The sequence below is a fragment of the Streptomyces sp. NPDC050508 genome (assembly GCF_040655155.1).
In the GTDB taxonomy this organism is placed as follows: domain Bacteria; phylum Actinomycetota; class Actinomycetes; order Streptomycetales; family Streptomycetaceae; genus Streptomyces.
Window position 1 is genome coordinate 238,988 of sequence record NZ_JBFAJJ010000007.1, and the last position, 22,776, is coordinate 261,763.

General features: G+C 70.2%; 19 protein-coding genes. 8 read left to right on the forward strand and 11 right to left on the reverse strand.

The window, feature by feature from the left end:
- Positions 1–3 precede the first annotated feature (3 nt).
- The 6 genes from AB0I69_RS22005 to AB0I69_RS22030 are packed head-to-tail and all read right to left on the reverse strand — an operon-like array spanning position 4 to position 4,691.
- Positions 4–405: a DNA-binding protein gene (locus tag AB0I69_RS22005; protein ID WP_363097312.1), complete on the reverse strand. Its 402-nt coding sequence runs from the start codon at positions 403–405 to the stop codon at positions 4–6.
- Positions 402–641, reverse strand: a complete 240-nt coding sequence (locus tag AB0I69_RS22010) for a type II toxin-antitoxin system CcdA family antitoxin (protein WP_363097313.1) — start codon at positions 639–641, stop codon at positions 402–404. The genes AB0I69_RS22005 and AB0I69_RS22010 overlap by 4 nt, the downstream gene beginning before the upstream one ends.
- Positions 642–682: 41 nt before the next feature.
- The gene (locus tag AB0I69_RS22015; RefSeq protein ID WP_363097314.1) at positions 683–1,942 is read right to left on the reverse strand and encodes an MFS transporter; all 1,260 of its coding nucleotides are present in this window, start codon (positions 1,940–1,942) and stop codon (positions 683–685) included.
- A complete protein-coding gene (locus tag AB0I69_RS22020; RefSeq protein WP_363097315.1) occupies positions 1,939–3,252 on the reverse strand; it encodes a GH1 family beta-glucosidase in 1,314 nt (437 codons plus the stop codon). The genes AB0I69_RS22015 and AB0I69_RS22020 overlap by 4 nt, the downstream gene beginning before the upstream one ends.
- 58 nt (positions 3,253–3,310) lie before the next feature.
- Positions 3,311–3,577, reverse strand: a complete 267-nt coding sequence (locus AB0I69_RS22025) for a protealysin inhibitor emfourin (RefSeq protein ID WP_363097316.1) — start codon at positions 3,575–3,577, stop codon at positions 3,311–3,313.
- Positions 3,578–3,623: 46 nt separating this feature from the next.
- Positions 3,624–4,691 carry a M4 family metallopeptidase gene (locus AB0I69_RS22030; protein WP_363097317.1) on the reverse strand — a complete coding sequence of 356 codons (1,068 nt, stop codon included), beginning with the start codon at positions 4,689–4,691 and terminating at the stop codon, positions 3,624–3,626.
- A 343-nt stretch (positions 4,692–5,034) separates the two neighbouring features.
- Between AB0I69_RS22030 and leuA the strand changes: the two genes are divergently transcribed.
- From leuA to AB0I69_RS22060, 6 genes are all read left to right on the forward strand, one after another.
- Positions 5,035–6,768, forward strand: coding sequence for a 2-isopropylmalate synthase (leuA, locus tag AB0I69_RS22035; RefSeq protein WP_363097318.1), 1,734 nt, complete (start codon positions 5,035–5,037; stop codon positions 6,766–6,768).
- Between the two features lie 196 nt (positions 6,769–6,964).
- Complete coding sequence (locus tag AB0I69_RS22040; RefSeq protein ID WP_363097319.1) at positions 6,965–7,669, forward strand: TerB family tellurite resistance protein; 705 nt, start codon at positions 6,965–6,967, stop codon at positions 7,667–7,669.
- 156 nt (positions 7,670–7,825) lie between these two features.
- Positions 7,826–9,898, forward strand: coding sequence for an MMPL family transporter (locus AB0I69_RS22045; RefSeq protein ID WP_363097320.1), 2,073 nt, complete (start codon positions 7,826–7,828; stop codon positions 9,896–9,898).
- 49 nt (positions 9,899–9,947) lie between these two features.
- On the forward strand, positions 9,948–11,096 hold the full coding sequence (locus tag AB0I69_RS22050; protein WP_363097511.1) for a histidine kinase: 1,149 nt from the start codon (positions 9,948–9,950) through the stop codon (positions 11,094–11,096).
- Positions 11,093–11,758, forward strand: a complete 666-nt coding sequence (locus AB0I69_RS22055; protein WP_363097321.1) for a response regulator transcription factor — start codon at positions 11,093–11,095, stop codon at positions 11,756–11,758. The genes AB0I69_RS22050 and AB0I69_RS22055 overlap by 4 nt, the downstream gene beginning before the upstream one ends.
- Positions 11,759–11,812: 54 nt before the next feature.
- On the forward strand, positions 11,813–13,006 hold the full coding sequence (locus AB0I69_RS22060) for a sialidase family protein (protein ID WP_363097322.1): 1,194 nt from the start codon (positions 11,813–11,815) through the stop codon (positions 13,004–13,006).
- 185 nt (positions 13,007–13,191) lie between these two features.
- On the opposite strand, the gene AB0I69_RS22065 is transcribed toward AB0I69_RS22060, so the two are convergent.
- Genes AB0I69_RS22065 through AB0I69_RS22085 form a run of 5 tightly spaced genes read right to left on the reverse strand, consistent with a single transcriptional unit; the run spans position 13,192 to position 19,767 of the window.
- Positions 13,192–14,127: a dihydrodipicolinate synthase family protein gene (locus tag AB0I69_RS22065; RefSeq protein WP_363097323.1), complete on the reverse strand. Its 936-nt coding sequence runs from the start codon at positions 14,125–14,127 to the stop codon at positions 13,192–13,194.
- On the reverse strand, positions 14,124–15,143 hold the full coding sequence (locus AB0I69_RS22070) for an ABC transporter ATP-binding protein (protein WP_363097324.1): 1,020 nt from the start codon (positions 15,141–15,143) through the stop codon (positions 14,124–14,126). The genes AB0I69_RS22065 and AB0I69_RS22070 overlap by 4 nt, the downstream gene beginning before the upstream one ends.
- The gene (locus AB0I69_RS22075; protein ID WP_363097325.1) at positions 15,140–17,155 is read right to left on the reverse strand and encodes a dipeptide/oligopeptide/nickel ABC transporter permease/ATP-binding protein; all 2,016 of its coding nucleotides are present in this window, start codon (positions 17,153–17,155) and stop codon (positions 15,140–15,142) included. The genes AB0I69_RS22070 and AB0I69_RS22075 overlap by 4 nt, the downstream gene beginning before the upstream one ends.
- Positions 17,155–18,114 (reverse strand): ABC transporter permease, encoded by a 960-nt coding sequence (locus AB0I69_RS22080; RefSeq protein WP_363097326.1) that lies wholly within the window; start codon positions 18,112–18,114, stop codon positions 17,155–17,157. Before AB0I69_RS22080 ends, AB0I69_RS22075 begins: the two co-directional genes overlap by 1 nt.
- Before the next feature lie 18 nt (positions 18,115–18,132).
- Positions 18,133–19,767, reverse strand: coding sequence for an ABC transporter substrate-binding protein (locus AB0I69_RS22085; RefSeq protein ID WP_363097327.1), 1,635 nt, complete (start codon positions 19,765–19,767; stop codon positions 18,133–18,135).
- Positions 19,768–20,039: 272 nt separating this feature from the next.
- Between AB0I69_RS22085 and AB0I69_RS22090 the strand changes: the two genes are divergently transcribed.
- Both AB0I69_RS22090 and AB0I69_RS22095 read left to right on the forward strand, forming a co-directional pair.
- The gene (locus AB0I69_RS22090; protein WP_363097328.1) at positions 20,040–22,046 is read left to right on the forward strand and encodes a sensor histidine kinase; all 2,007 of its coding nucleotides are present in this window, start codon (positions 20,040–20,042) and stop codon (positions 22,044–22,046) included.
- Positions 22,043–22,750, forward strand: a complete 708-nt coding sequence (locus AB0I69_RS22095; RefSeq protein ID WP_363097329.1) for a response regulator transcription factor — start codon at positions 22,043–22,045, stop codon at positions 22,748–22,750. The genes AB0I69_RS22090 and AB0I69_RS22095 overlap by 4 nt, the downstream gene beginning before the upstream one ends.
- Positions 22,751–22,776: the final 26 nt, after the last annotated feature.

Sequence of the window (22,776 nt, forward strand, 5' to 3'; positions counted from 1 at the left end):
GGCTCACAGAGGGATGACCTTGACCCGCTGCCCGCCGCACAGCTTCGTCAGGTCGTCGACGTCCGAGGTGAGGATGGCGACGGGGCCGGGCTGGTCGAGCGCGGTGACTGCGACGGTGGCGTCGATCGCGTATTTGTGGCCGTGCAGGCCGGTGTCCTTGAGGAGTTTCGCAGCGGCTTTGGCGGTCTGGGCGGTCACGGGCTCGATCTTCACCTGGGAGAGCAGCCAGTTCAGACGAGGCATGTTCGTACCCGCATGGGTGACCTCGATGATGGTGTTGGCGCAGACGACGATGTCCGTCTTGTTCCGCTGAGCCGATTCGACGATCGAGCCGACCTTGCGGTACTCCTCGATCCAGGCGGACAGGCCTTCGAAATCCAGGACCAGGCTGGCGAGCTGTGTCACGCGGCGCGGTCCTTCGGAAGCGGGTCCCCGTGGAGCAGGGCGTCGGCCTCGGCCCGTTCCTCGTCGGTGAAGGCGCCGTGCTCCGCCTCGTAGCGGCGTACCTCCTCGGCCAGCAGGTCGTTGCGAATCTTGCGGGCGAACGCCTCGGCGACGTAACCGGAGACGTTGTCGGTGAGCTCGCGCGCAGCCTCCACGAGCTCTTCGGGCACGGTGATGGTGATCTTCTTGCTGGCCATACGTCGACCATACCGCGATATGGCATACGGCGTCCCTCGCCTCAATCCACCCCCCGAATCCGCCGCACCAGCAACGCCCCCGCCATCCCGATCACCGCCGACACCAGATACAGCACCCGGTATCCGCCCAGATACGTCACGATCGGCGCGGCGAGGGCGGGGGCCGCGACCTGGGGGAGGGCGTTGGCGACGTTGATGACGCCGAGGTCCTTGCCGCGGTCCAGGGCCTTGGGGAGTACGTCCGTCATCAGGGCGAAGTCGACCGACGTGAAGACGCCGAAGCCGATGCCCAGGACCGCCGCTGCGACGACCGCGCCCGGCCAGGTCTGCCAGCCCGCGAGGACCGCCGTCGCCACCGCCATCAGCACGCCCGACCAGAGCACGAACGGCTTGCGGCGGCCGACGCGGTCGGACCACACCCCGCCTACCACCACCGTGGCGAGGAGTGTCAGGCCGTTCACCGCCGTGAGGATCAGGACGCCCTGGTCGGGGTCGTGGTAGTGCAGGCGGTCGCGCAGGTAGTACAGGAGGTACAGCAGCACCAGCGCGTTGCTCAGGTTGATCAGGAAGCGGGTCAGCCACGCCCAGCCCAGGTCGGGATAGCGGCGCGGGCTCAGCCAGAAGCCCTTGAAGAAGCCCTGCCAGGACCACGGTGGGCGGGTCTCCGGCGGGAGTCGGAGGTCCTTGTAGCGGAGCACGTACGGCAGCACGCCCACCGCCGTGAACACCGCGCACGCCACATAGCCCGCCCCGATGCCCCCGGCCGCCGTCGCCAGGCCCGTGCCGCCGACCACGCCCAGGATCTGCGCGGCGCCCAACCAGCCGCCCACAGAGCCCCGTTGGAGCCGCGGCACCCGGTCAGGGACGGCCGCCGTGACCGCCGCGAAGGCCGCGTTCAGGGTGAGTTGGACCAGGCACCAGCCGGCCGCCATCGTCCACACCCCACCCGCGCTCGCGAGCAGCAGCAACGACAGCGCCCCGCCCGCCGACCCGGCCACGATCCACGGCGTACGGCGGCCCCACCGCGCCGTCGTACGGTCCGACAGCGCGCCGAAGAGCGGATTGGCGACCAGCGACACCAGCGCGCCCGCGCCCGTCACCCACGCGAGCATCGTCTCCTTGGACATGCCGGTGCCGGGCGCGAAGTCCTTGGCCTGGGAGGCGAGCAGGATCTGCAGGGGGCCGTACCAGCCCACCCAGATCGCCCCGTTGGCGAGCGAGAGCGCGGACGTCCAGCCCCGGCCCACGCGTTCGACGGGCTCGGCGAGGGCATCCACGGAAGAACTCCCCGTCGTCGTCATCTCTGCGCCCGGAGCATGCCCTGGAACCAGCCGTACGACGCCTTCGGAGTGCGTGTCAGCGTCTCGTAGTCGACGTGTACGAGGCCGAAGCGGCGCTCGTAGCCCTCCGCCCACTCGAAGTTGTCCAGCAGTGACCACACGAAGTACCCGCGTACGTCGACGCCCGCCTCCAACGCCCCGTGCAGCGCCCGGACATGGCCGTCGAGGTAGGTGATCCGGTCCTGGTCGTCGATGCCGTCGTAGGAGCAGCCGTTCTCGGTGATGACGACGGGCGGGAGGCGGTCGCCGTAGCGGTCGCGGAAGGTGGTGAGGAGTTCCGTCAGGCCCTCGGGGACCACCGGCCAGCCGAAGTCCGTCACCGGGACGCCCACGATCTCCCTTACGGAGAAGGGGAGTTCGGCGGGGAGGGTGAGGCCGCCGAACTCGATCTCCGCGCCTTGCGGGGCGCCCACCCTGCTCGGCGCGTAGTAGTTGACGCCGTACCAGTCGATCGGTTCGGCGATCACCTTCAGGTCGGCCTCGACGTCGCCCGGCATCAACTCGCCGAGGCCGGACGGGTATTCACCCAGGAGCAGGGGGTCGGCGAACAGGCGGTTCAGCAGCAGGTCGTAGAAGTCCGCCGCCTCGATGTCCTCCGGCTCCCGCGAGGCCGGCCAGGTCGGGCCGTGGGAGTTGGCGATCCCGATGTCGGTGGCACCGGCCGCGCGCAGGGCCCGTACCGCCAAGCCGTGGGCCAGGAGTTGGTGGTGGGCGACCGGCAGCGCGTCGAACAGGAGCGTCCTGCCCGGTGCGTGGGCACCCAGCGCGTGCCCCAACAGCGTTTGTTCCGCGGGCTCGTTGAGGGTGATCCACTTCTGCACGCGGTCGCCCAGCCGGTCGGCGACCACGGACACGTACTCCGCGAAACGCGAGGCCGTGTCCCTGTCCAGCCAGTCCTGCGTGACCGGGAGATCCCAGTGGAACAGGGTCGGGACCGGACGTACGCCCGCCGCGCACAGGTCGTCGACGAGACGGTCGTAGAAGTCCAGGCCGCCGGGGGAGTTCACCCGCGGCCAGGAGATCGAGAAGCGGTACGCGTCCACGCCCAGGTCGGCCAGGAGGGCCACGTCCTCGCGGTGGCGGTGGTAGTGGTCACAGGCCACCGCCGCCGTCGAGCCGTCCTTGATCCGGCCCGGCTCGGCCTCGAACGCGTCCCAGATGGACGGTTCGCGTTCGTCCGCCGCGCCCTCGATCTGGTGGGCCGAGGTGGAGACGCCCCAGAGGAAGCCGGCCGGGAACCGAGGTATCGGGTTGCCTGCATCAGTCGCCATGCGCCGGATCATCCGTACCGCTGGTAACGGGTGTCAACGGGCGGGCGTGAACAAGCAGTTACGCGCCTTCCTTCAACACCTTCGAGATCAACTCCCGTTGCTCGTCGGTGAGTCGGGGATCCGCGGCGTGCACCGTCTTCCCGTCCACCGTGATCTCGTAGTGGAAGCCGTCCGGGACGCCCGTCGTGCGCGTGCCCTGACCGGCGGCGACCGCCTGCTCGGCCAGGGCATGCCACTCGTGCGCGTCGGGCCGCGTCGAGGTGTCGACCTCGCCGCGGCGCTCGATACCGCCGAAACCACCTGTGCGCCGTACTCGAATACGCATGGGTCCTGTCTAGTACGGATCGCACCGGCGCGGCTACGACGTGGGGCTACGAGGTGGGCACTCCGACCTGTTCCCATGCCTTCTGTACGGCCTGGAGTTCCTCGCCGCCGTCCCCGAAGCGGGCCTTCGCGGCGGCGACCGTGAGTGTCGCGAAGTCGGTGAACAGGGCGTCCTTCTTCAGCTCGCCGCCGGTCAGGACGTCGTACCAGATCTGTCCGGCCTTCTCCCAGGCGTGCCCGCCGATCGCGTCGGCGACCAGGAAGAAGGCGTGGTTGGGGATGCCGGAGTTGAGGTGCACGCCGCCGTTGTCGCGCCCGGTCTTGACGAAGCCGTCCATCGTCGCGGGCTGCGGGTCCTTGCCGAGGGCGTCGTCGTCGTAGGCCGTGCCCGGGGCCTTCATGGAGCGCAGGGCGACGCCGGAGACGCGCGGGGCGAGCAGGCCCGCGCCGATCAGCCAGTCGGCGTCGGCGGCGGTCTGGCCGAGCGTGTACTGCTTGATGAGCGAGCCGAAGACGTCGGAGATCGACTCGTTCAGGGCACCGGACTGGCCGAAGTAGGTCAGGTTCGCGGTGTACTGCGTGACGCCGTGGGTGAGTTCGTGGCCGATGACGTCGACCGGGATGGTGAAGTCGAGGAACAGCTCGCCGTCGCCGTCGCCGAACACCATCTGCTCGCCGTTCCAGAAGGCGTTGTCGTAGTTCACGTCGAAGTGGACGGACGCGTTGAGCGGCAGGCCCTGGCCGTCGATGGAGTGGCGGTTGAAGGCGTTCAGATACAGCTCGAAGGTGGCGCCGAGACCGGCGTAGGCGCGGTTGGCGGTGGCGTCCTTGCCGGGCTCGGAGCCCTCGCCGCGGATCTTCTTTCCGGGCAGGTCCTGCTTGTGCTTGGCGTCGTAGATCGTGCGCTGCGGCTTGTCGGACGCGGCGGGCGCGGCGACGGTCGGTGCGCCGAGCACCGTGGTCAGCCGGCGGTGGGTGCGCTCGTAGGCGTCGCGCTCCAGGGTCTCGCGGGCCGGACCGGCGAGCGCGGAGTCCTCGTGCTGGGCGAGCTTGTCGAGGATGTGCGGCGGGACGATCGTGCAGAAGACGGGCTCATGGCCCCCGTGTGTCGTCATGCCCGGCACCTTGGCACTGAGTCATGCCGCTGTCACTACCGGCAACCATGATTGGCGAAATACAGGGACAATCGTCACGCGCCCGTAGCGGAGAGTGGTATATGGCGTGGCATAAGGCACTTTTTGTGCCTCTTCATTCCGTCTTGACGGGGCGATCCCGCATACTGATACGGCCCCCCGCACGGAGCATGACTCGGCTACTCTGCTGAGCATCATGCGTTTCGGGCTGCTTCTCCTTAGCTGCCGCGGCGAGGGCCTGTAGTCGTAGGCCGACCCCCTCCCCGCGGAGTCTGGCGTTGCGCCGTCGGCCGTCCTTCAGGACACCACGAGGAGCCCACGCATCATGGCAACCAGCCGCGTCAATCGCCAGCAGCCCAGTTCCATGCCGATCCACAAGTACGGCCGGTACGAGCAGGTCGACATCCCCGACCGCACCTGGCCCTCGCAGCGGATCACCATCGCCCCCCGCTGGCTCTCCACGGACCTGCGGGACGGCAACCAGGCACTGATCGACCCCATGTCACCGGCGCGCAAGCGCGCGATGTTCGACCTGCTGGTCAAGATGGGATACAAGGAGATCGAGGTCGGCTTCCCGGCCTCCGGCCAGACCGACTTCGACTTCGTGCGCTCGATCGTCGAAGAAGAGGGCGCGATCCCGGACGACGTCACGATCTCCGTGCTGACGCAGGCCCGCGAGGACCTGATCGAGCGGACCGTGGAGTCCCTGAAGGGCGCCAAGCGCGCCACGCTGCACCTCTACAACGCGACCGCGCCCGTCTTCCGCCGCGTGGTCTTCCGCGGCTCCAAGGACGACATCAAGCAGATCGCCGTCGACGGCACCCGCCTGGTGATGGAGTACGCCGAGAAGCTGCTGGGCCCCGAGACGGAGTTCGGCTACCAGTACAGCCCCGAGATCTTCACGGACACCGAGCTGGACTTCGCGCTGGAGGTCTGCGAGGCGGTCATGGACGTCTGGCAGCCCGGCCCGGGCCGCGAGATCATCCTCAACCTGCCTGCCACCGTGGAGCGTTCGACCCCGTCGACGCACGCGGACCGCTTCGAGTGGATGGGCCGCCACCTGTCCCGCCGCGAGCACGTGGTGCTCTCCATCCACCCGCACAACGACCGCGGTACGGCCGTAGCCGCCGCCGAGCTGGCCCTGATGGCCGGTGCCGACCGCGTCGAGGGCTGCCTGTTCGGCCAGGGCGAGCGCACCGGCAACGTCGACCTGGTCACGCTGGGCATGAACCTCTTCTCCCAGGGCGTCGACCCGCAGATCGACTTCTCCGACATCGACGAGATCCGTCGTACGTGGGAGTACTGCAACCAGATGGAGGTCCACCCGCGCCACCCGTACGTGGGCGACCTGGTCTACACGTCCTTCTCCGGCTCCCACCAGGACGCCATCAAGAAGGGCTTCGACGCGATGGAGGCCGACGCCGCCGCCAAGGGCGTGACGGTCGACGACATCGAGTGGGCGGTCCCGTACCTGCCGATCGACCCGAAGGACGTAGGCCGCTCCTACGAGGCCGTGATCCGCGTCAACTCGCAGTCCGGCAAGGGCGGAATCGCGTACGTCCTGAAGAACGACCACAAGCTGGATCTGCCGCGCCGGATGCAGATCGAGTTCTCCAAGCTCATTCAGGCCAAGACGGACGCCGAGGGCGGCGAGGTCACCCCGAAGGAGATCTGGGCGACCTTCGAGGACGAGTACCTGCCGAACCCGGACAACCCCTGGGGCCGTATCCAGGTGAAGACCGGCCAGTCGACCACCGACACCGACGGCGTGGACACGCTCAAGGTCGAGGCGAGCGTCGACGGCGTCGACACCGTTCTGACCGGCTCCGGCAACGGCCCGATCTCCGCGTTCTTCGACGCCCTGCAGTCCGTCGGCGTCGACGTACGGCTCCTGGACTACCAGGAGCACACGATGAGCGAGGGAGCCTCCGCGCAGGCCGCCTCGTACATCGAATGCGCGATCGACGACAAGATCCTGTGGGGAATCGGCATTGACGCGAATACGACACGTGCGTCTCTGAAGGCGGTCGTCTCGGCCGTCAACCGCGCTACCCGCTGAACCATCCTGACCGGCGGTTTACCCGTCGTCGAAGGGCCCCGCACGCCGGTCTCCGGCGGGCGGGGCTCCGTCGTTTCCCGGCCATTCCCTGTGCAGGTCACGGAGAGGTCTCGTCCGGGGTACTGACTCCGGCTCAACAATGTGGCTAACATCACGCCAGCGCGGCGATGTTGCCGCGGCGTTACGGAGGTGCGACGTGCTGCCTGAACGGGGACGAAACGGCCGAGTTGTCCATGACGGCCGTGCAGCGCGCGTGCTGGGCATCCGTACCGCGTGGACCAGCGTCGGAGACGGCGAGTTCTTCTGCCCCGGATGCGGGGGCGACCGCAACTACCAGCGGCTCACCGGACGCCGCCGCTTCACCCTGCTCGGCATGCCGGTGCTGCCACGCGGCGACACAGGGCCGGTCGTCGAGTGCGCCGCCTGCCAGGGCCACTACGGCACCGACGTCCTCGACCACCCCACCACGAGCCGCTTCTCCGCGATGCTCCGCGACGCCGTGCACACGGTCGCCCTCGCGGTCCTCGCGGCGGGCGGCACCTGCGCCCGTACGTCCCTGGAGGCCGCCGCCGGCACCGTGCGGGCCGCCGGCTTCCAGGACTGCACGGAGGACCAGCTCGGCGCCCTCGTCGAGGCCCTGGCCGCCGACACCGGCCGCGTCTTCGGCGAACCCAGCGGCGCGGGCCTCGCCATAGAACTCCACGAGGCCCTCGACCCGCTCGCCCCCCACCTCGCCCCCGCAGGCCGCGAATCGATCCTCCTCCAGGGCGCCCGCATCGCCCTCGCCGACGGCCCCTACACACCGGCGGAACGCGACGCCCTCGCGACCGTGGGCGCCGCCCTCACCATCTGCGCGGACGACGTGACACGGCTGCTGGCGGCGGCGCGGACACCGTCGTAGGCCGTGCCACTACTCCCCAGGGAGTAATACGGCCGCACGGACACCCCTGGCAGTAGTCCCGAACTCGCCCTCCCGCGCGACGACTCGCCCCTCCCGCGCCGGAAGTCTGGAGAGCGCAACCAGACATCCGCGCCGCGCCGGGAGGGGGCCCGTTCCATGGGGGCCGAACAGAGGAACAGCACAAGGCGACGAGCCATCCCCTGGATGGTGCTCGCGCTCTGGATCGGGGTGCTCGCGCTGGCCTCGCCGTTCGCGTCGAAGCTCGGCGACGTCACGCACGACCGGGTGACCGACTATCTGCCCGCGAGCGCGGACTCCACCCAAGTGGCCAAGATCCAGGAGGAGTTGCCGGGCGGCCAGACCACCGAACTGGTCCTCGTCTACCACCGGGACAGTGGACTCACGGCCGCCGACAGGTCCGAGGCCGCCCAACAGCTCGCGAAGATCGGCGCATTGCACCCGCTCGCCGCGACACCGCACGGCGTCCCGTCCGCCGACGGCACCACCCTCATGTACCCGGTCACCAGCAACTGGCCCGGCACCGACGAGAAGAAGCGCACCGCCCTCGTCGACGACATCCGCCAAGTCGCCCAGGACAAAGGCGGGTTGACGGTAGAGGTCGGCGGCCCCGGCGCGCTGGCCACCGACGCGGGCAAGGTCTTCGACTCGCTCGGCGGCCCGCTGCTCTACACGACCGTCGCCGTCGTCGCCATTCTGCTGATCATCATCTACCGCAGCCCGGTCCTGTGGCTGGTCCCGCTGGCCGTCGCCGGAGTCGGCGACTTCCTGTCCACAGGGATCGCATACGGTCTCAACCAGGCCTTCGGGACGACCATTTCGGGCCAGAGCACAGGCATCATGACGATCCTCGCCTTCGGCGCGGGCACCGACTACGCCCTGCTGCTCGTCTCCCGCTACCGCGAGGAACTACGACGCGTGGAGCGCCCCTACGACGCGATGCGCGCTGCTCTGCGCGGCTGCGGGCCCGCCGTACTCGCCTCCTCCGGCACGGTCGCAGCCGGCCTGCTGTGCCTGCTCGCCGCCGACCTCAACTCCAGCCGCGGAATGGGCCCGTTGGGGACCGTGGGCGTGCTGTCCGCACTCGTCGCGATGCTCACCCTGCTGCCCGCGCTCCTCGTCCTCCTTGGCCGCCGCGTGTTCTGGCCGCTCGTCCCGGCCTACGGCTCCACGCCCAAGGCCCGCCGGTCCCTGTTCACCGCGATGGGCAGTTCCGCCGGACGCCGACCCCTGCTCGTCCTCGTGGGCGGCGCCGCCCTGCTCGGCGCGCTCGCCCTGGGCACCCTGAACCTGCCCGGCTCCCTCAAACAGGACGACTCCTTCGTCGACCGCCCCGACTCCGTCACCGCGATGCGCATCCTCGCCGAGGCCTACCCCGAACGCTCCGCGCAGCCCATCGACGTCGTCACGCCTGCCGCCCGCGCCGACGCCACCCTCGCCGCGATCCGGGCCACCCGGGGCGTCGCGGGCGCCCAGCAGGGCCGTAGCGGACACGGCTGGACGGAGATCTCCGTCACCGCCGTAGGTGCCCCGCAGTCGGCGGCCGAGACCCGCACCATCGGCGACCTGCGGCACACGCTCAAGGGCTCCTACGTCGGCGGGCCCAGCGCCCAGCAGATCGACCTGCGGGACACCAACGCGCGGGACCGGCTCGTCGTGGTGCCGATCGTCCTCGCGTCCGTGCTGCTGATCCTGAGCGTCCTGCTGCGGTCGCTGGTCGCGCCGCTGATGCTGGTGGCCGCCGTGATCGCGGTGTGGGGCGCGGCGCTCGGCATCGGCGGGCTGGTGTTCGGGCCGCTGTTCGGATTCCAGGGGACCGACCCGGGGCTGGGGCTGCTCTCCTTCGTCTTCCTGGTGGCCCTCGGCGTCGACTACGGCATCTTCCTCATGCACCGGATGCGCGAGGAGTCGACCGGGGGCGCGGAGCCGGTCGCCGCCGCGCTGACCGCCCTGCGGACGACGGGCGGGGTCGTCGCCTCCGCCGGGCTCGTCCTCGCCGCTACCTTCGCGGTGCTGACGAACATGGGGTTGGTGCAACTCGTCGAGCTGGGCTTCGTGATCGCGGTGGGCGTGCTCCTGGACACCTTCCTCGTGCGGACGTATCTCGTGACCAGCGCGAGTGTGCTGCTGGGGCGGAAGGTGTGGTGGCCGGGGCGGCTGTCCCGGGAGCCCGAGGCCGTACGGCCGGAGCGGCAGCCGGAGCCGGTGTGAGGCCCTCGCGTCCGGTTGACGGAGGATGAACCCCGTGCGGGCAACCACGATGAGCGTCCGGCGGCAGGACGTGCTCCTCGCCGCCGGCCTCGCCGTGCTCGCGTCCGTCGTCGCCGTCACCTTCGGGAGTGGACGGCGGCCGGACGCGTTCGGCTGGACACTGCTGCTCGCCCTGCACGTCCCGCTGGCCTGGCGGCGCCGAGCCCCGCTGGCGGTGCTGGGCGTGATGATCCCGCTGATCGCGACCTTCCACGAGCACGACTACAACCACTCCGCGCCGACCGGCGCCTCCATGGTGCTGCTGTACACGGTGGCGGTCACCGGCAGCGTCCGGCGCACGGTGATCGTCGGCTGTTCGGTCATCGGGCTGATGGTGGCGCTCAAGCTCGGCGACGGCATGGCCGGGGTCGCCGAGAGCTTCCAGATCGCCGGCTGGGTCGTCTCCATGCTCGTCCTCGGCGGCTACCTCCGCGTCCACCGCCAGTTGACGGAGGCGGCCCTCGAACGCGCCGAGCGAGCCGAACGCACCCGCGAGGAGGAGGCCCGCCGCCGCGTCGCCGAGGAACGCCTGCGCATCGCCCGCGACCTGCACGACCTGCTCGCGCACAGCATCACCCTCATCGGCGTGCGGACCTCGGTGGCCGCGCACGTGCTCACCGAGGACCCCGACCGCCTCGACCGGGCCGCCGTCGCCAAGGCCCTCGACGACATCGCGGACACCTGCCGCAGCGCACGCGGGGAACTGCGTACGACGCTGGAGGTGCTCCGGGAGGACGGCCCGCCCGACGAACGCGGCCCGCTGCCCGGCCTCGACGGACTGCCCGACCTCGCCGCTACGGCCCGTGGTGCGGGCGCGAAGGTCGAACTGGCGGTGTCGGCCGACGCCGTCCCGGCCGCCGTGGGCGCCGCCGCCTACCGGATAGTCCAGGAGGCGCTCACCAACGCGGTACGGCACGGCGGGCGCGCCGACCTCAGCGTGCGGGTCGGCGTGCACGAGCGGGAAGGCGCCCTGTGCGTGGACGTCATCGACGACGGCGTGGGCAGCGGTTCCGCTCCGCCCGGCTTCGGTCTTGTCGGCATGCGGGAACGGGTGCGCAGTGTCGGTGGCACGCTGGACGCCGGGCCACGAGACGGGGAGGGCTTCGCCGTGAACGCCGTACTGCCCCTGCGGGTGCACAGCGAGGAGGGATCGCGGTGACCGCCATCCGCGTACTCCTCGCCGACGACCAGACGCTCGTACGGGCCGCGTTCGCCATGCTCGTGGAATCGGCGCGGGACATGGAGGTCGTAGGCCAGGCCGCCACCGGCCGCGAGGCCGTGGCGCTCGCCCGCACCTCACGCGCCGACCTCGTCCTGATGGACATCCGCATGCCCGACCTCGACGGCATCGAGGCCACCCGCCTCATCGCCGCCGACGAGGACCTCGCCGGGGTCAAGGTCCTCGTCCTCACCACCTACGACACCGACGAGAACGTCGTCGAAGCGCTGCGCGCCGGCGCCTCCGGATTCCTGGTCAAGGACACCCGTCCGGCCGAACTCCTCGACGCGATCCGCACGGTCGCGGCCGGAGAGGCGCTTCTGTCGCCGGGTCCTACGGCCCGGCTCATCGCCCGCTTCCTGCGCAGCCCCGCCGCGCCCGCCACCGGCGGCCCCGAATGCCTCTCCGCACGGGAACGCGGAGTGCTCGCCCTGGTCGCGCGCGGCCTCAACAACACCGAAGTGGCCGAAGCGTTGGGCCTGAGTCCGCTGACCGCGAAGACGCACGTCAGCCGCATCATGGGCAAGCTCGGGGCGCGGGACCGGGCACAGCTGGTGATCGTGGCGTACGAGTCCGGGATGGTGACACCGGGGAGGCTGTGACGGACAGACAGGTCGGCGTCGTTCCGCGAGGGGCGACCTCCGTGAGGGAGAGCGATGACCATCCTGAGCCGCACGCTTCTCGTAGCAGCAGTACTGGCCGCCCCCATCACTCTTGCCGGGCACGCGTCCGCGCGCTCCGGCTGCACGTCCTCCGTGCCCTACGTCTCCGGAGACGGCGGCTACGACACCTACCGCATCCCCGCGACCGTCACCACCGACCAGGGCACCGTCCTCGCCTTCGCCGAGGGGCGGCACAACGACGCGGGCGACACCGGCAACATCGACGTCGTCCTCAGACGCTCCACCGACGGCGGCTGCACCTGGGGTCCGCTGTCCGTGGTGGCCGCCGGGGGAGGGGACACCCGGGGCAACCCGGCACCCGTGGTCGACCCCCGCACCGGCGCGATCGTGCTGGTCACGTCCTTCAACAGCGGGGCTGTCACCGAGGGCCAGATCATGCGGGGCGAGGTCACGGCCGAGCAGAGCCGCCGGGTGTTCGTGCAGCGGAGCTGGGACGACGGGCGCACTTTTACGCTTCCGCGGGACATCACGGGGGAGGTGAAGCTGCCGAGTTGGCGCTGGTACGCGACGGGGCCCGGACATGCGGTCGCGCTGACGCGGGGTGCGCATGCGGGGCGGTTGGTGATTCCTGCCAATCACTCCGCCGCACCGAGCGCCGGGTCGAGTGACACCGGGCAGGAGGCCAAGTACTACGGCGGTCATGATCTGTACAGCGACGACGGGGGTGAGACGTGGCGGTTGGGGTTCGTGGACTCCACGTACGACGGGGTCGACAACGCGAACGAGTCGTCTGCTGCCGAACTCCCTGACGGGAGGCTGTACTTCAGCTCGCGGGATCAGCTGGGGACGAGTGCGGGGAATCGGCTCGACACGTACTCCGGTGACGGGGGTGTGAGTCTGGACCGGGCTTATGCGGTGCAGCACACGTTGGATGATGTGCCGGTGGTGGAGGGGAGCGTGCTGCAACTGGCGGGGGAGCGGGGGGCGTTGCTGTTTTCGGCGCCGTCTGTTCCCAACGTGCGGCAGGCCATGGCGATTTGGCGGAGTGGAGATGGTGGGGGGAGTTTCGTGAAGGCGGTCACGTTGTCGCGGGAGTGGGCTGGGTACTCGGACCTGGTGCAGGTGGGGCCGGACACGGTGGGGGTGCTGTACGAGACCGGGGCGACGGGGACGTACGACACGATCGAGTTCCGGCGCGTGTCGACGGCTGAGCTGGGCGGGGGCTGAGGTCCCTGGGGGCTCCGCCCCCGGACCCCCGGCCTGTGCCCACCCACCACCCGTTTACTGTCGGCCAAGAGGTGAACCTCAAAAGCGCCCGAGACGGGTGGGTGGGAAACGGGGGTCTGGGGGCGAAGCCCCCAGGCGTTCACCTGTCAACACGCAGCAAACGGGTGGGTGGGTGGGAAAAGTAGTTACAGCAACCCCGCCGCCGCCAAGAACTTCCCGACCTGACCCACCTCGTCCGCCGACAACGACACCTGCGGCTCCGCAGTCGCCGCACACTCGATCACTCCCCGCAGCTGCAGCGCAGCCTTGAACGCCCCCAACGCCGACGAGCTGCCCCCCATCCGCGAAGGATCACCCACGCCCACCAACCCGAACAACGCGCACAGCCGTTCCTGCTCAGCCCGCGCACGCGACCAGTCTCCGGCCCGGCACAGCGCGTCGAGACGGACGTACCCGTGCGGATCGACGTTGGCGAGACCAGGCACCGCCCCGTCCGCCCCGAGCGCCAGCGCGGAGTCGACGAACAGCTCCGACCCCGTCAGCACACTGAACCCGGTGATGTCCGGATGAACGCGCGCGCCGGTCACGACCGTACGGAACCCCCCGAGGTCCCCACTGGAGTCCTTGAGCCCGGCCAGAACCCCCTCGGCGGCGAGTTCGAGTACGAGGTCGGCGGGCAGCTTGGTGTGGACGGAGGCGGGGAGGTCGTAGGCAACGACGGGGACCGGCGACGCGGCGGCGATCAGGCGGTAGTGGCGGGCGATCTCGGCGGGATGGGTGCGCGTGTAGAAGGGGGCGGTGACCACCACCGCGTCCGCACCCGCGGCCGTCACCGCAGCGACATGGTCCAGTACCCGCGGTGTCGTCATGTCGATCGCCCCTGCCAGCACCGGCAGTTGACCCCCTACATGAGCCACCACCGCCTCGACGACGTACCGCCGCTGCCGGTCCGTCAGATACGCGGCCTCCGAGGTCGAGCCGAGCAGGAACAGCCCGTGCACCCCGCCCTCCACCAGATGGTCGACGAGCCTGAGCAGTGAACGGACGTCCACCTCGCGGTCCGGTGTCAGGGGCGTGCAGACGGGCGGTACGACACCGGTGAGCGGGGCGGGGAAGGTCATGAAGGCTCCATGGGGCGGCTTTGGCGAACGAGGTCGCGGGTGGACAGGTCCTCCTCTACAGGATGGTGGCAACGGTAGAAATGTCCTGGTGCCGACGCGGGTGAGAAGTCCGGCATCACAGAAGCGCACACCTCGTCCGCCTTCCAGCACCGCGTACGGAACGGGCATCCGCTCGGCGGACGCGTCGCCGACGGTACCGGCCCGACCAGCGGAATCGGATCGATGGGGTGCAACAAGCCGGGTGTCGCCGAGAAGAGGGCCCTCGTGTACGGGTGCCGCGCCCGGTCGGTGACCTCGCCGGCCGGGGTCTCCTCGACGATCCGGCCCAGGTACATGGTGATCACGCGGTCGCTCATCCGCCGTACGGTCTGGATGTCGTGGGACACGAACACCAGCGCCAGGCCCAGGCGTTCCTTCAGGTCGAGGAGCAGGTTGAGGATCTGGGCCCGGACCGACACGTCCAGCGCGCTCGTCGGCTCGTCCGCCACCACCAGGTCGGGGTCCAGCGCCAACGCCCGCGCGATCGCCACTCGTTGGCGCTGTCCGCCGGAGAGTTGTCCCGGGAGGCCGTCGGCCAGGGCGCGGGGCAGGCCCACCAGCGACATCAACTCCCGTACCCGGTCCTCGCGTTCGGCCTTCGTCCCCCGGCCGTGCACGTCCAGCGGATCCCGCAGTATCTGCCGGATCGTCAGGCGGCGGTTCAGCGCGGTCGACGGGTCCTGGAAGATCATGCCGATGCCGGTGCCCACGGCGGCCCGGCGTTCGCCGTCCGGCATCGACCACAGGTCGCGGCCCCGGAAGGACACCGTGCCGGACGTCGGCCGCTGTACGCCCACCAACACCTTGGCCAGCGTGGACTTTCCGCAGCCGGACTCGCCGACGACCCCGACCGTCTCGCCGGGTGCGATGGCGAGGTCGGCGCCGGTCAGGGCGTAGACCCGGTCGCGGGTGAACAGGCCGCCGCTGCGCGCCTTGTGGACGACATGGGCGTCCGACACATCGACGAGAGCACTCATGACACCGTCTCGCTCTCCGTCGTCACCAGGTCGATCGCCGGGTGGTGGCAGGCCGCCGTGTGGGTGCGCGGGCCGACCAGGTCCGGCGCGGTCGTACGGCAGAGGTCGCTCGCCAGCGGGCAGCGGTCCGCGAAGCGGCAGCCGGCCGGGAAGTCGGCGGGGGAGGGGACGACACCCTTGATCTGCGTCATCCGCTCGGCCGCCGATTCGAGGGACAGCACGCTGCCGAGCAGGCCGCGCGTGTAGTGGTGGGCCGGTGACTCCACCAGGTCGGCGGTCACGCCCGCCTCCACGATCTGCCCGCCGTACATCACCACCACCCGGTCGGTGACGTCGGCGATCAGTGCCAGGTCGTGCGAGACGAGGACGAGCGCGAAGCCCAACTCCTCGCGCAGGCGCAGCAGTAGCTCTATGACCTGCGCCTGCACGGTGACGTCCAGGGCGGTCGTCGGTTCGTCGGCGACGATCAGCTTGGGGTCGCGGGACAAGGCCATGGCGATCAGGACGCGTTGGCGCTGGCCGCCGGAGAGTTCGTGCGGGTAGCTCCGCAGGGTGCGGTCCGGGTCGAGGCCGACCATCGTCAGCAACTCGCCCGCACCACGGCGGCCTCCGCGCCGTATCACCTGCTTGAGCTGGGCGCGGATCGTCATCGCCGGATTCAGGGACGACAGCGCGTCCTGGTACACCATCGCCATCTCGTGGCCCAGCAGCTTGCGGCGCACCCGCATCGGCTCGCCCACCAACTGCCGCTGGTTGAAACGGACCTGGCCGCGCACCCGCGCGCCCTTCGGTTCCAGGCCCATCACCGCCAGCGCCGTCAGCGACTTGCCGCAGCCCGACTCGCCCACCAGGCCCAGGATCTCACCCGGCCGCACCTCGAAGCTGATGCCGTCGACGATGTCCACGCCGTGGTGCCGACCCTCGAAGCCGATGGCCAAGTTCTCGACCGCGAGGACTGGTTGGCCGTCCGGGTCGGGCAACGGCCGTGCGCGGGACCGGAGTCGTAGCGCCGCCTCCGTCAGGCCGGGGAGCGGGAGCACCTCGCCGCTGCCGGGCTCGGGCGCGTCGAGCGGGTCCTCGTCGTGCCGTACGTCCACCTCGCGCGGTGCCGGGGCCGCCCACGCGTCGGAGACTCCCTCGGACAGTATGTTCAGCGAGAGGACCGTGATCAGCATCAGCAGGCCGGGGAAGACCGTCGCCCACCAACCCCCGGTCAGCACCATGTTCTTGCCGTCCGCGATGACACTGCCCCAGGAAGGGTCCGGGGGGCGTACGCCCGCGCCGATGAACGACAGCGACGCCTCGAAGACGATCGCCTCGGCCACCTGCACCGTGCAGAACACCAGGATCGGGGCAGCGCAGTTGACGGCCACGTGCCGGATCACGATGTGCGGGGTGCGGGCGCCGATCACCCGCTCCGCGGTCACATAGTCCTCGCCGTACTGGTCAAGTACGTTGGCCCGTACGACCCTTGCCACCGGCGGGGTGAACAGGAACGCGATCGCGCAGATCAGCACGGTGATCCCGCCGCCGAAGACGGCCACCAGGACGGCCGCCAGCGCGATGCCGGGGAACGCCATCACCACGTCCAGGCAGCGCATCAGCGTCTCGTCGACGCCCTTGCGGGAGGTCGCGGCGACCGCGCCGATGAGCGCGCCGACGACGAGGGCCAGCGCGGTCGCCCCGAGCCCGATCGCGAGGGACCAACGGGCGCCGTACATAAGCCTGCTGAGGATGTCCCGGCCCAGGCTGTCCTGGCCCATCCAGTGGTCGGCGGAGGGGTGTCCGGTGCCGTCGACGGGGAGCTGCTGGTCGAGCGGGTCGTCGGGCGCGAGGAGCGGGGCGAACAGCGCGACCAGGACGACGACCGCCAGGAAGCACACCGCGACCTTCGACAGCAGCGGCAGCCGGCGCCGGCCGCGCAGCCGGATGCCGGGCCGGGACAGGGTCTCGGCGAGGCCCTTGCGGGAGAACCGGGAGAACCGGGAGAACCGGGAGAACTGAGTGAACATCAGGAAGCATCCCTCAGGCGCGGGTTGACCAGCAGATAGAGGATGTCGATGACGAGGTTCACGACGACGAACCCGGTCGCCGTCGTGAGCACCACGCCCTGGACGACGGCCGGGTCGCCGTTCTGCACGGCGTCGATCATCAACTTGCCCATCCCGGGGAGGGAGAAGATGGTCTCGATGACGACCGCTCCGCCGAGCAGGTATCCGACGCGCAGGCCCAGTACGGTCAGTGGGTTCATCAGCGCGTTGCGGAGCACGTTCCGGCCGACCACGACCCTCGGTGGCAGGCCGCTGCCGATCGCCGTCCGGACGTAGTCCTTGTCCAGCTCCTCGACCACCGACGTCCTTACGATGCGCGTGAGTTGGGCCGCCACCGGGAGCGAGAGGGCCAGCGCCGGGAGTGCCATCGTCTTGAGCCAGCCGGTGAGGGAGTCCGCCGGGTTGATGTAGCCGCCGGTCGGGAACCAGCCCTGGTCCACGGCCAGGTACTGGATCATCAGCAGCGCCAGCCAGAAGCCGGGCGCGGCGACCCCGGTGAGCGACACGACCCGGATGATCTGGTCCGGCAGCCGGTCACGGTAGATGGCCGCCGTCACCCCGCCCAGCAGCGACAGCACCACCGCGATCCCCAGTCCCAGGAAGGTGAGTTGAAGGGTGAGCGGCAGTGCGGTGGTGACCTGCTGGACGACCGGTGCCCGGGTCAGTGCGCTGGTGCCCATGTCGCCGTGGAGGAGTGCGCCGACGAAGTGGACGTAGCGGAGAGGCAGTGGATCGAGCAGGCCGTTCTGCTCGCGGAAGTCGTGCAGTTGTTGTGGTGTCGGGTTGGCGCCCTGGAAGAACGCGGACGCCGGGTCGACGTCCGAGAAGCGCATCACCACGAACACGAACAGCACGATGCCGAGCATCAGCGGCACGAGCAGGACGACACGGCGGGCCAGAATCCTGACGACGGTGACCATGGGCCAACTCCTGTACGGCTAGACCCACTTGGCCTGGAGGACGTTGATGCCGGGGTAGGGCTGTGCCCTTATCCCCGTGAGCTTCTTCGGGTCCCAGGCGGTCATCAGCTCGTTGTGGACGACCGGGTAGAGCACGGCCTGTTCGGCGACGATGTCGATGTAGTCCTGGATCATCGTCTTCTTCTTCGCCGCGTCCGGTTCCCGCGTCGCCTGGTCCATGTCCTTGAAGAGCTGCTTGGCGACGGAGTTCCCGGCCCAACGGGCGTAGCCCATCCAGAGGTTCCGGGGGCCGTAGTTGTAGTGCATGATCAGGTCGGCGTCGAGGCCGAACTGGTTGGGGTTGGAGGCGGCGGCGACTACTTGGTAGTCCTGCTTCTGGTCCATCTTGGTGAACACGGCCGTGGTCTCCTGCGGGGAGAGCGTCGTCCTCACGCCGATCGCGTCCCAGGACGCCTTGATGGTGGGCAGGCAGTCGACGATCCAACTCACGTTCACCGAGATGATGTTGACCTTCAGTCCGCTGACCCCGGCCGCCTTCAGCAGTGCCTTCGCCTTGTCGGGGTCGTAGTCGTAGACCGTCTTCGCGCGCCGGTAGGCCGGGTTGCCCTCGTTGAGGAAGGACGAGGACGGCTTTCCGTGCCCGCGCAGGGCCACCTGGACCATCTTGCCGGTGTCGATGGCGTAGCGGAGCGCCTGGCGTACCCGTACGTCGTCGAAGGGCTTGTGCTGGGTGTTGAACATCAGGAACAGGTTGTTCATCCCGGCCCCGCCCGCGACCGTCATCCCGCCGCTCCGCAGCCGCTGGATGTTGGCGTAGGGGATGTTGTCGGCGATCTGCGCGCCCGCGCTCGACCCGGAGATCTTGGCGACGCGCGGTGCCGCGTCGACGATCGTCAGCCAGTTCATCGTCTTGAAGGCGGGCGGACGCGGGCCGTTGTAGTCGGTGAACGCGGCGAAGGTCGTGTTGGACTTCGGGTGGTGCGCGGTCTGCCGGTACGGCCCCGAGCCGACCGCCTTGCCCTTGATCGCGTCGTCCCAGGCGCCCGGCTTGGAGAAGATGTGCTTCGGCATGATCTTCGCGAGGGTGAGGCGTGAAATCCCTTCAGGGAAAGGGAACTTGAGCACCAGCTCGACGTTCCGCGCGTCGATCTTCCGCACCTCCTTCAGCCAGCTGGCGAAGAAGCCCTGGGCGAGGGTCGCCGTCTTCGGGTCGAGGATGCGGTCGAAGACGAAGACGACGTCGTCGGCGGTGACCGGCTGCCCGTCGTGGAACTTGGCGCCCGCCCGCAGTGTGAACTTCCACGAGGTGCCGCCGGTGTCCGCGGGCAGGGCGGTCGCCAGCGCCGGGTACGGCGTGCGGGAGATCGGGTCGGTGTCGAGCAGCCCCTCGTAGATGTGATTGTTGGCCGCCATGCAGAACGCGGACGCCGTCTGGGTGGGATCCCAGCTGCCGTCGTTGCCGTAGCCGATCACCGCGGTCAGTGTCCGGTTCTTGCCGGTGCCCCCGCCGCCCGTGTCGTTCGTCGACTGCGGCCCGGACGAACAGGCCGTCAGGGACGAGGAGATCGCCGCCGCCGCGCCCAGCGCGCCGGAGTACTTCAGGAACGCCCGGCGGTGCAGCGCGGGCACGTTCCGGGTCACGTCGTCGCGCACGGTTCCTCCAGGAGGTACGACGTCCTACGTCCTGCGGTCAGCGCGACCATAAGAGCGGCCGTGGGGGTGGTCAAGGCATCGCACACGGATGGCGTAACTGCCAGAGGTTGGACCAATAGCCCGCCGGAACAGCCGATTTGACGCACCGTCCGACGGACGGGAACCCCGGTGCCGGCCTGCCCGGCGAGGTCCCGGCCGGGCCGGGCGGAATGCCCAACTCTGCCGGGAACAAGGCGGGTCCGGCGGGACACCGCACGCCTCAGACTGGACGCATGGTTACCCGCGCGGTCGTCTGGGGCACGGTGCTCTCCAGTGCCGTCGCGTCCGTCTTCGCCTTCTGGGCGCTGACGCTGCCCCGCCCCGGGCCGACGGGACCGCTGGCCTCTCCCGCCTACGTGATCACCGTGGGTGTGGTGACCCTGGCCGAGGTCCTGACCGGTGCGGTACTCGTCCTGCTGCGCCCCCGGAACGTGGTCGGATGGATCTTCCTCGGGGTGGGGGCGACCGCCTGCTGGGAGCAGGGCCTGGTCGCCTACGCGGTCCACGGGACGGTCGCCCACGCGGGCGGCGCCCTCGCCAACTCCCCCTGGCCCGGCGCGACTTCGGCCGCCGTCCTGGCCTCGGGACTCTTCGTCCCCGGCTGGGTGGCCCCGTCCACCCTCATGATGGCCTTCTACCCCGACGGGCACCTGCCGGCGCGCTGGTGGCGCTGGCCCGTGGCGGGTGCGGTCGTCGGCACCGGCACGCTGACGGTCGTGTCCCCCTTCGACCCGGACGTGCACGCCCTGATCTTCCCCGGCCGTACCGACCTGCCGATGATGCCTCCGGCCCTGTTCGACGGCCTCATGATGGGCGTGTGCCTTCCGCTGCTGGCCCTGTCCGCGCTCGCCATCTGGATCGGCACGGGCGTACGGCTGCTGCGCTCCCGCCCTCCCGAGCGCCAGTTGCTGGCCTGGCTGGTCTGCACCGAGGGGCCGACCATGATCGCGGGCTTCTGCTCCTCGGTCCTCATCCGGTCGGCGATCCCCTCCGCGATCCTGTCCTTCCTGGTACTGGTCGCGGTGGCCGTGGGAGTCCTGCGCTACCGGATGATGGGCATCGAGACCGTCCTGCGGCAGGGCCTGGTGTACGGGGTGCTGACGGCCGCCGTGATCGCGGTGTACCTGCTGGTGACCGTGCTCGTCGGTTCCGCCCTGCGCAGTCGCCCGCTGCCCGGCGTGCTGACGGCGGCCGTGGTCGCGGTCCTGCTGACCCCGGCCCGGGACCGGCTGCACCGGGCCGCGGACTGGCTCATCCACGGTGAGCGCAAGAACCCGCTGAGGGCCATCGCCCGACTCGGCGACCAGGTCGCCGTGACCGGCGAACAGGACCTCCTGCCCGCCGCGCTCGCCGCCGTCATCCGGGCCGTGCGTGCCCCGGGCGCCGTGGTCAGGACCCCCGGTGGGCAGCAGGTGTGCGCTCAGGGGACCGTGCCGGTGGGCCACGGCCCGGTGCTGCCCCTGAGGTTCGGCGGCCGTGACCTCGGCACCCTGAACGTGGCCGAACGCACCTCGGCGGCCTCGTACGACGATGCCGACCTCCAACTCCTGGCGGCACTCGCGTTACAGGTGGCCACCCTGCTGCGGGCGCTGGAACTCACCGAGGCACTGGAGACCGAACGGGACCGCGCGGTGTCGGCGACCCACGCGGAACGCGACCGGATCCGCCGGGACCTGCACGACGGTCTCGGGCCGTCCCTGTCGGGCGTCGGACTGGGCCTCCAGGCACTCGCCGACCTGCTGCCCGCCGACGAAACACCCACCGCCGGCGCGCTGTTGGGCCGGATCCGCGCGGAGGTCACCACCTCGGTCGGGGAGATCCGCCGCATCATCGACGGGCTGCGCCCCACCATCCTGGACACCCTGGGCCTCGGCGAGGCCATCCGTCAGCACGCCAAGACCGTCTCCCGCGCGGTCCCGGTCGAGGTCGACATCGCCGTCCTGCCGGCTGCCCTGCCACCAGGCCTGGAGGCCACCGCCTACCGCATAGTGACCGAGGCCCTCACGAACATGGCCCGGCACGCCGGAGCCGGTCACGCCCGGGTGTCCGTGTCGGCCACCGGCGGGCTGCTGCACATCACCGTCGCGGACGACGGCGTCGGCATCCCGGAGCAGGCCACCGCCGGCGTCGGACTGACATCCATGAGGCGTCGCGCCCAGGCGCTCGGCGGCACCTTCTCCGTCAGTTCCGTGCCAGGGGCCACCATCGTCGCCGCGACGCTGCCACTGGAGGCGATATGAACGCGAGAGACCCGGTACGGGTGGTCATCGCCGACGACCACCCCATGTTCCGCTTCGGTCTGAAGGCCGCGCTCGCCGCGACCGAGGAACTCGAAGTGGTGGGAGAGGCGGCCACCGGCGAGGAACTGCTCACCGTGGTCGGACATGTGCGGCCCGACATCGTCATCACCGACCTGGCCATGCCCGGGACCGACGGCGCGAGTGCCACGCGCGCCCTGCTCGCCCGTCACGCGGAGGTGGGCGTCCTCGTCCTGACCATGCACGAGGACGACGAGGCCCTCTTCGGCGCTCTGCGGGCAGGCGCCAAGGGATATCTCCTCAAGGGCGCCGACCGCACGGAGATCATTCGCGCCGTCCTCGCCGTGGCGGCCGGGAACGCCGTGTACGGCGAGGCCGTCGCCCGCCGCATCGTCGGCTTCTTCACCGGGGCGCACCAGCAGTACACGGCCCGGGTGTTCCCCGAACTCACCGAGCGGGAACGCCAGGTCCTCGAACTGGTCGCCACCGGACAGGGCAACCACGAGATCGCGCGGCAGCTGTGCCTCACGGAGAAGACCGTCCGCAACCACGTGTCCGCCATCATCACCAAACTCGGGGTGCGCGACCGGGCGGCGGCGGTCGCCAGGGCCCGCGACGCGGGCCTCGGATCTGCCGGATCTGCCGGATCTGCCGGATCTGCTGGCTCTCCCGGGTCTCCTGGGTAGACGGACCTCCCGGATCATCTGCCCGC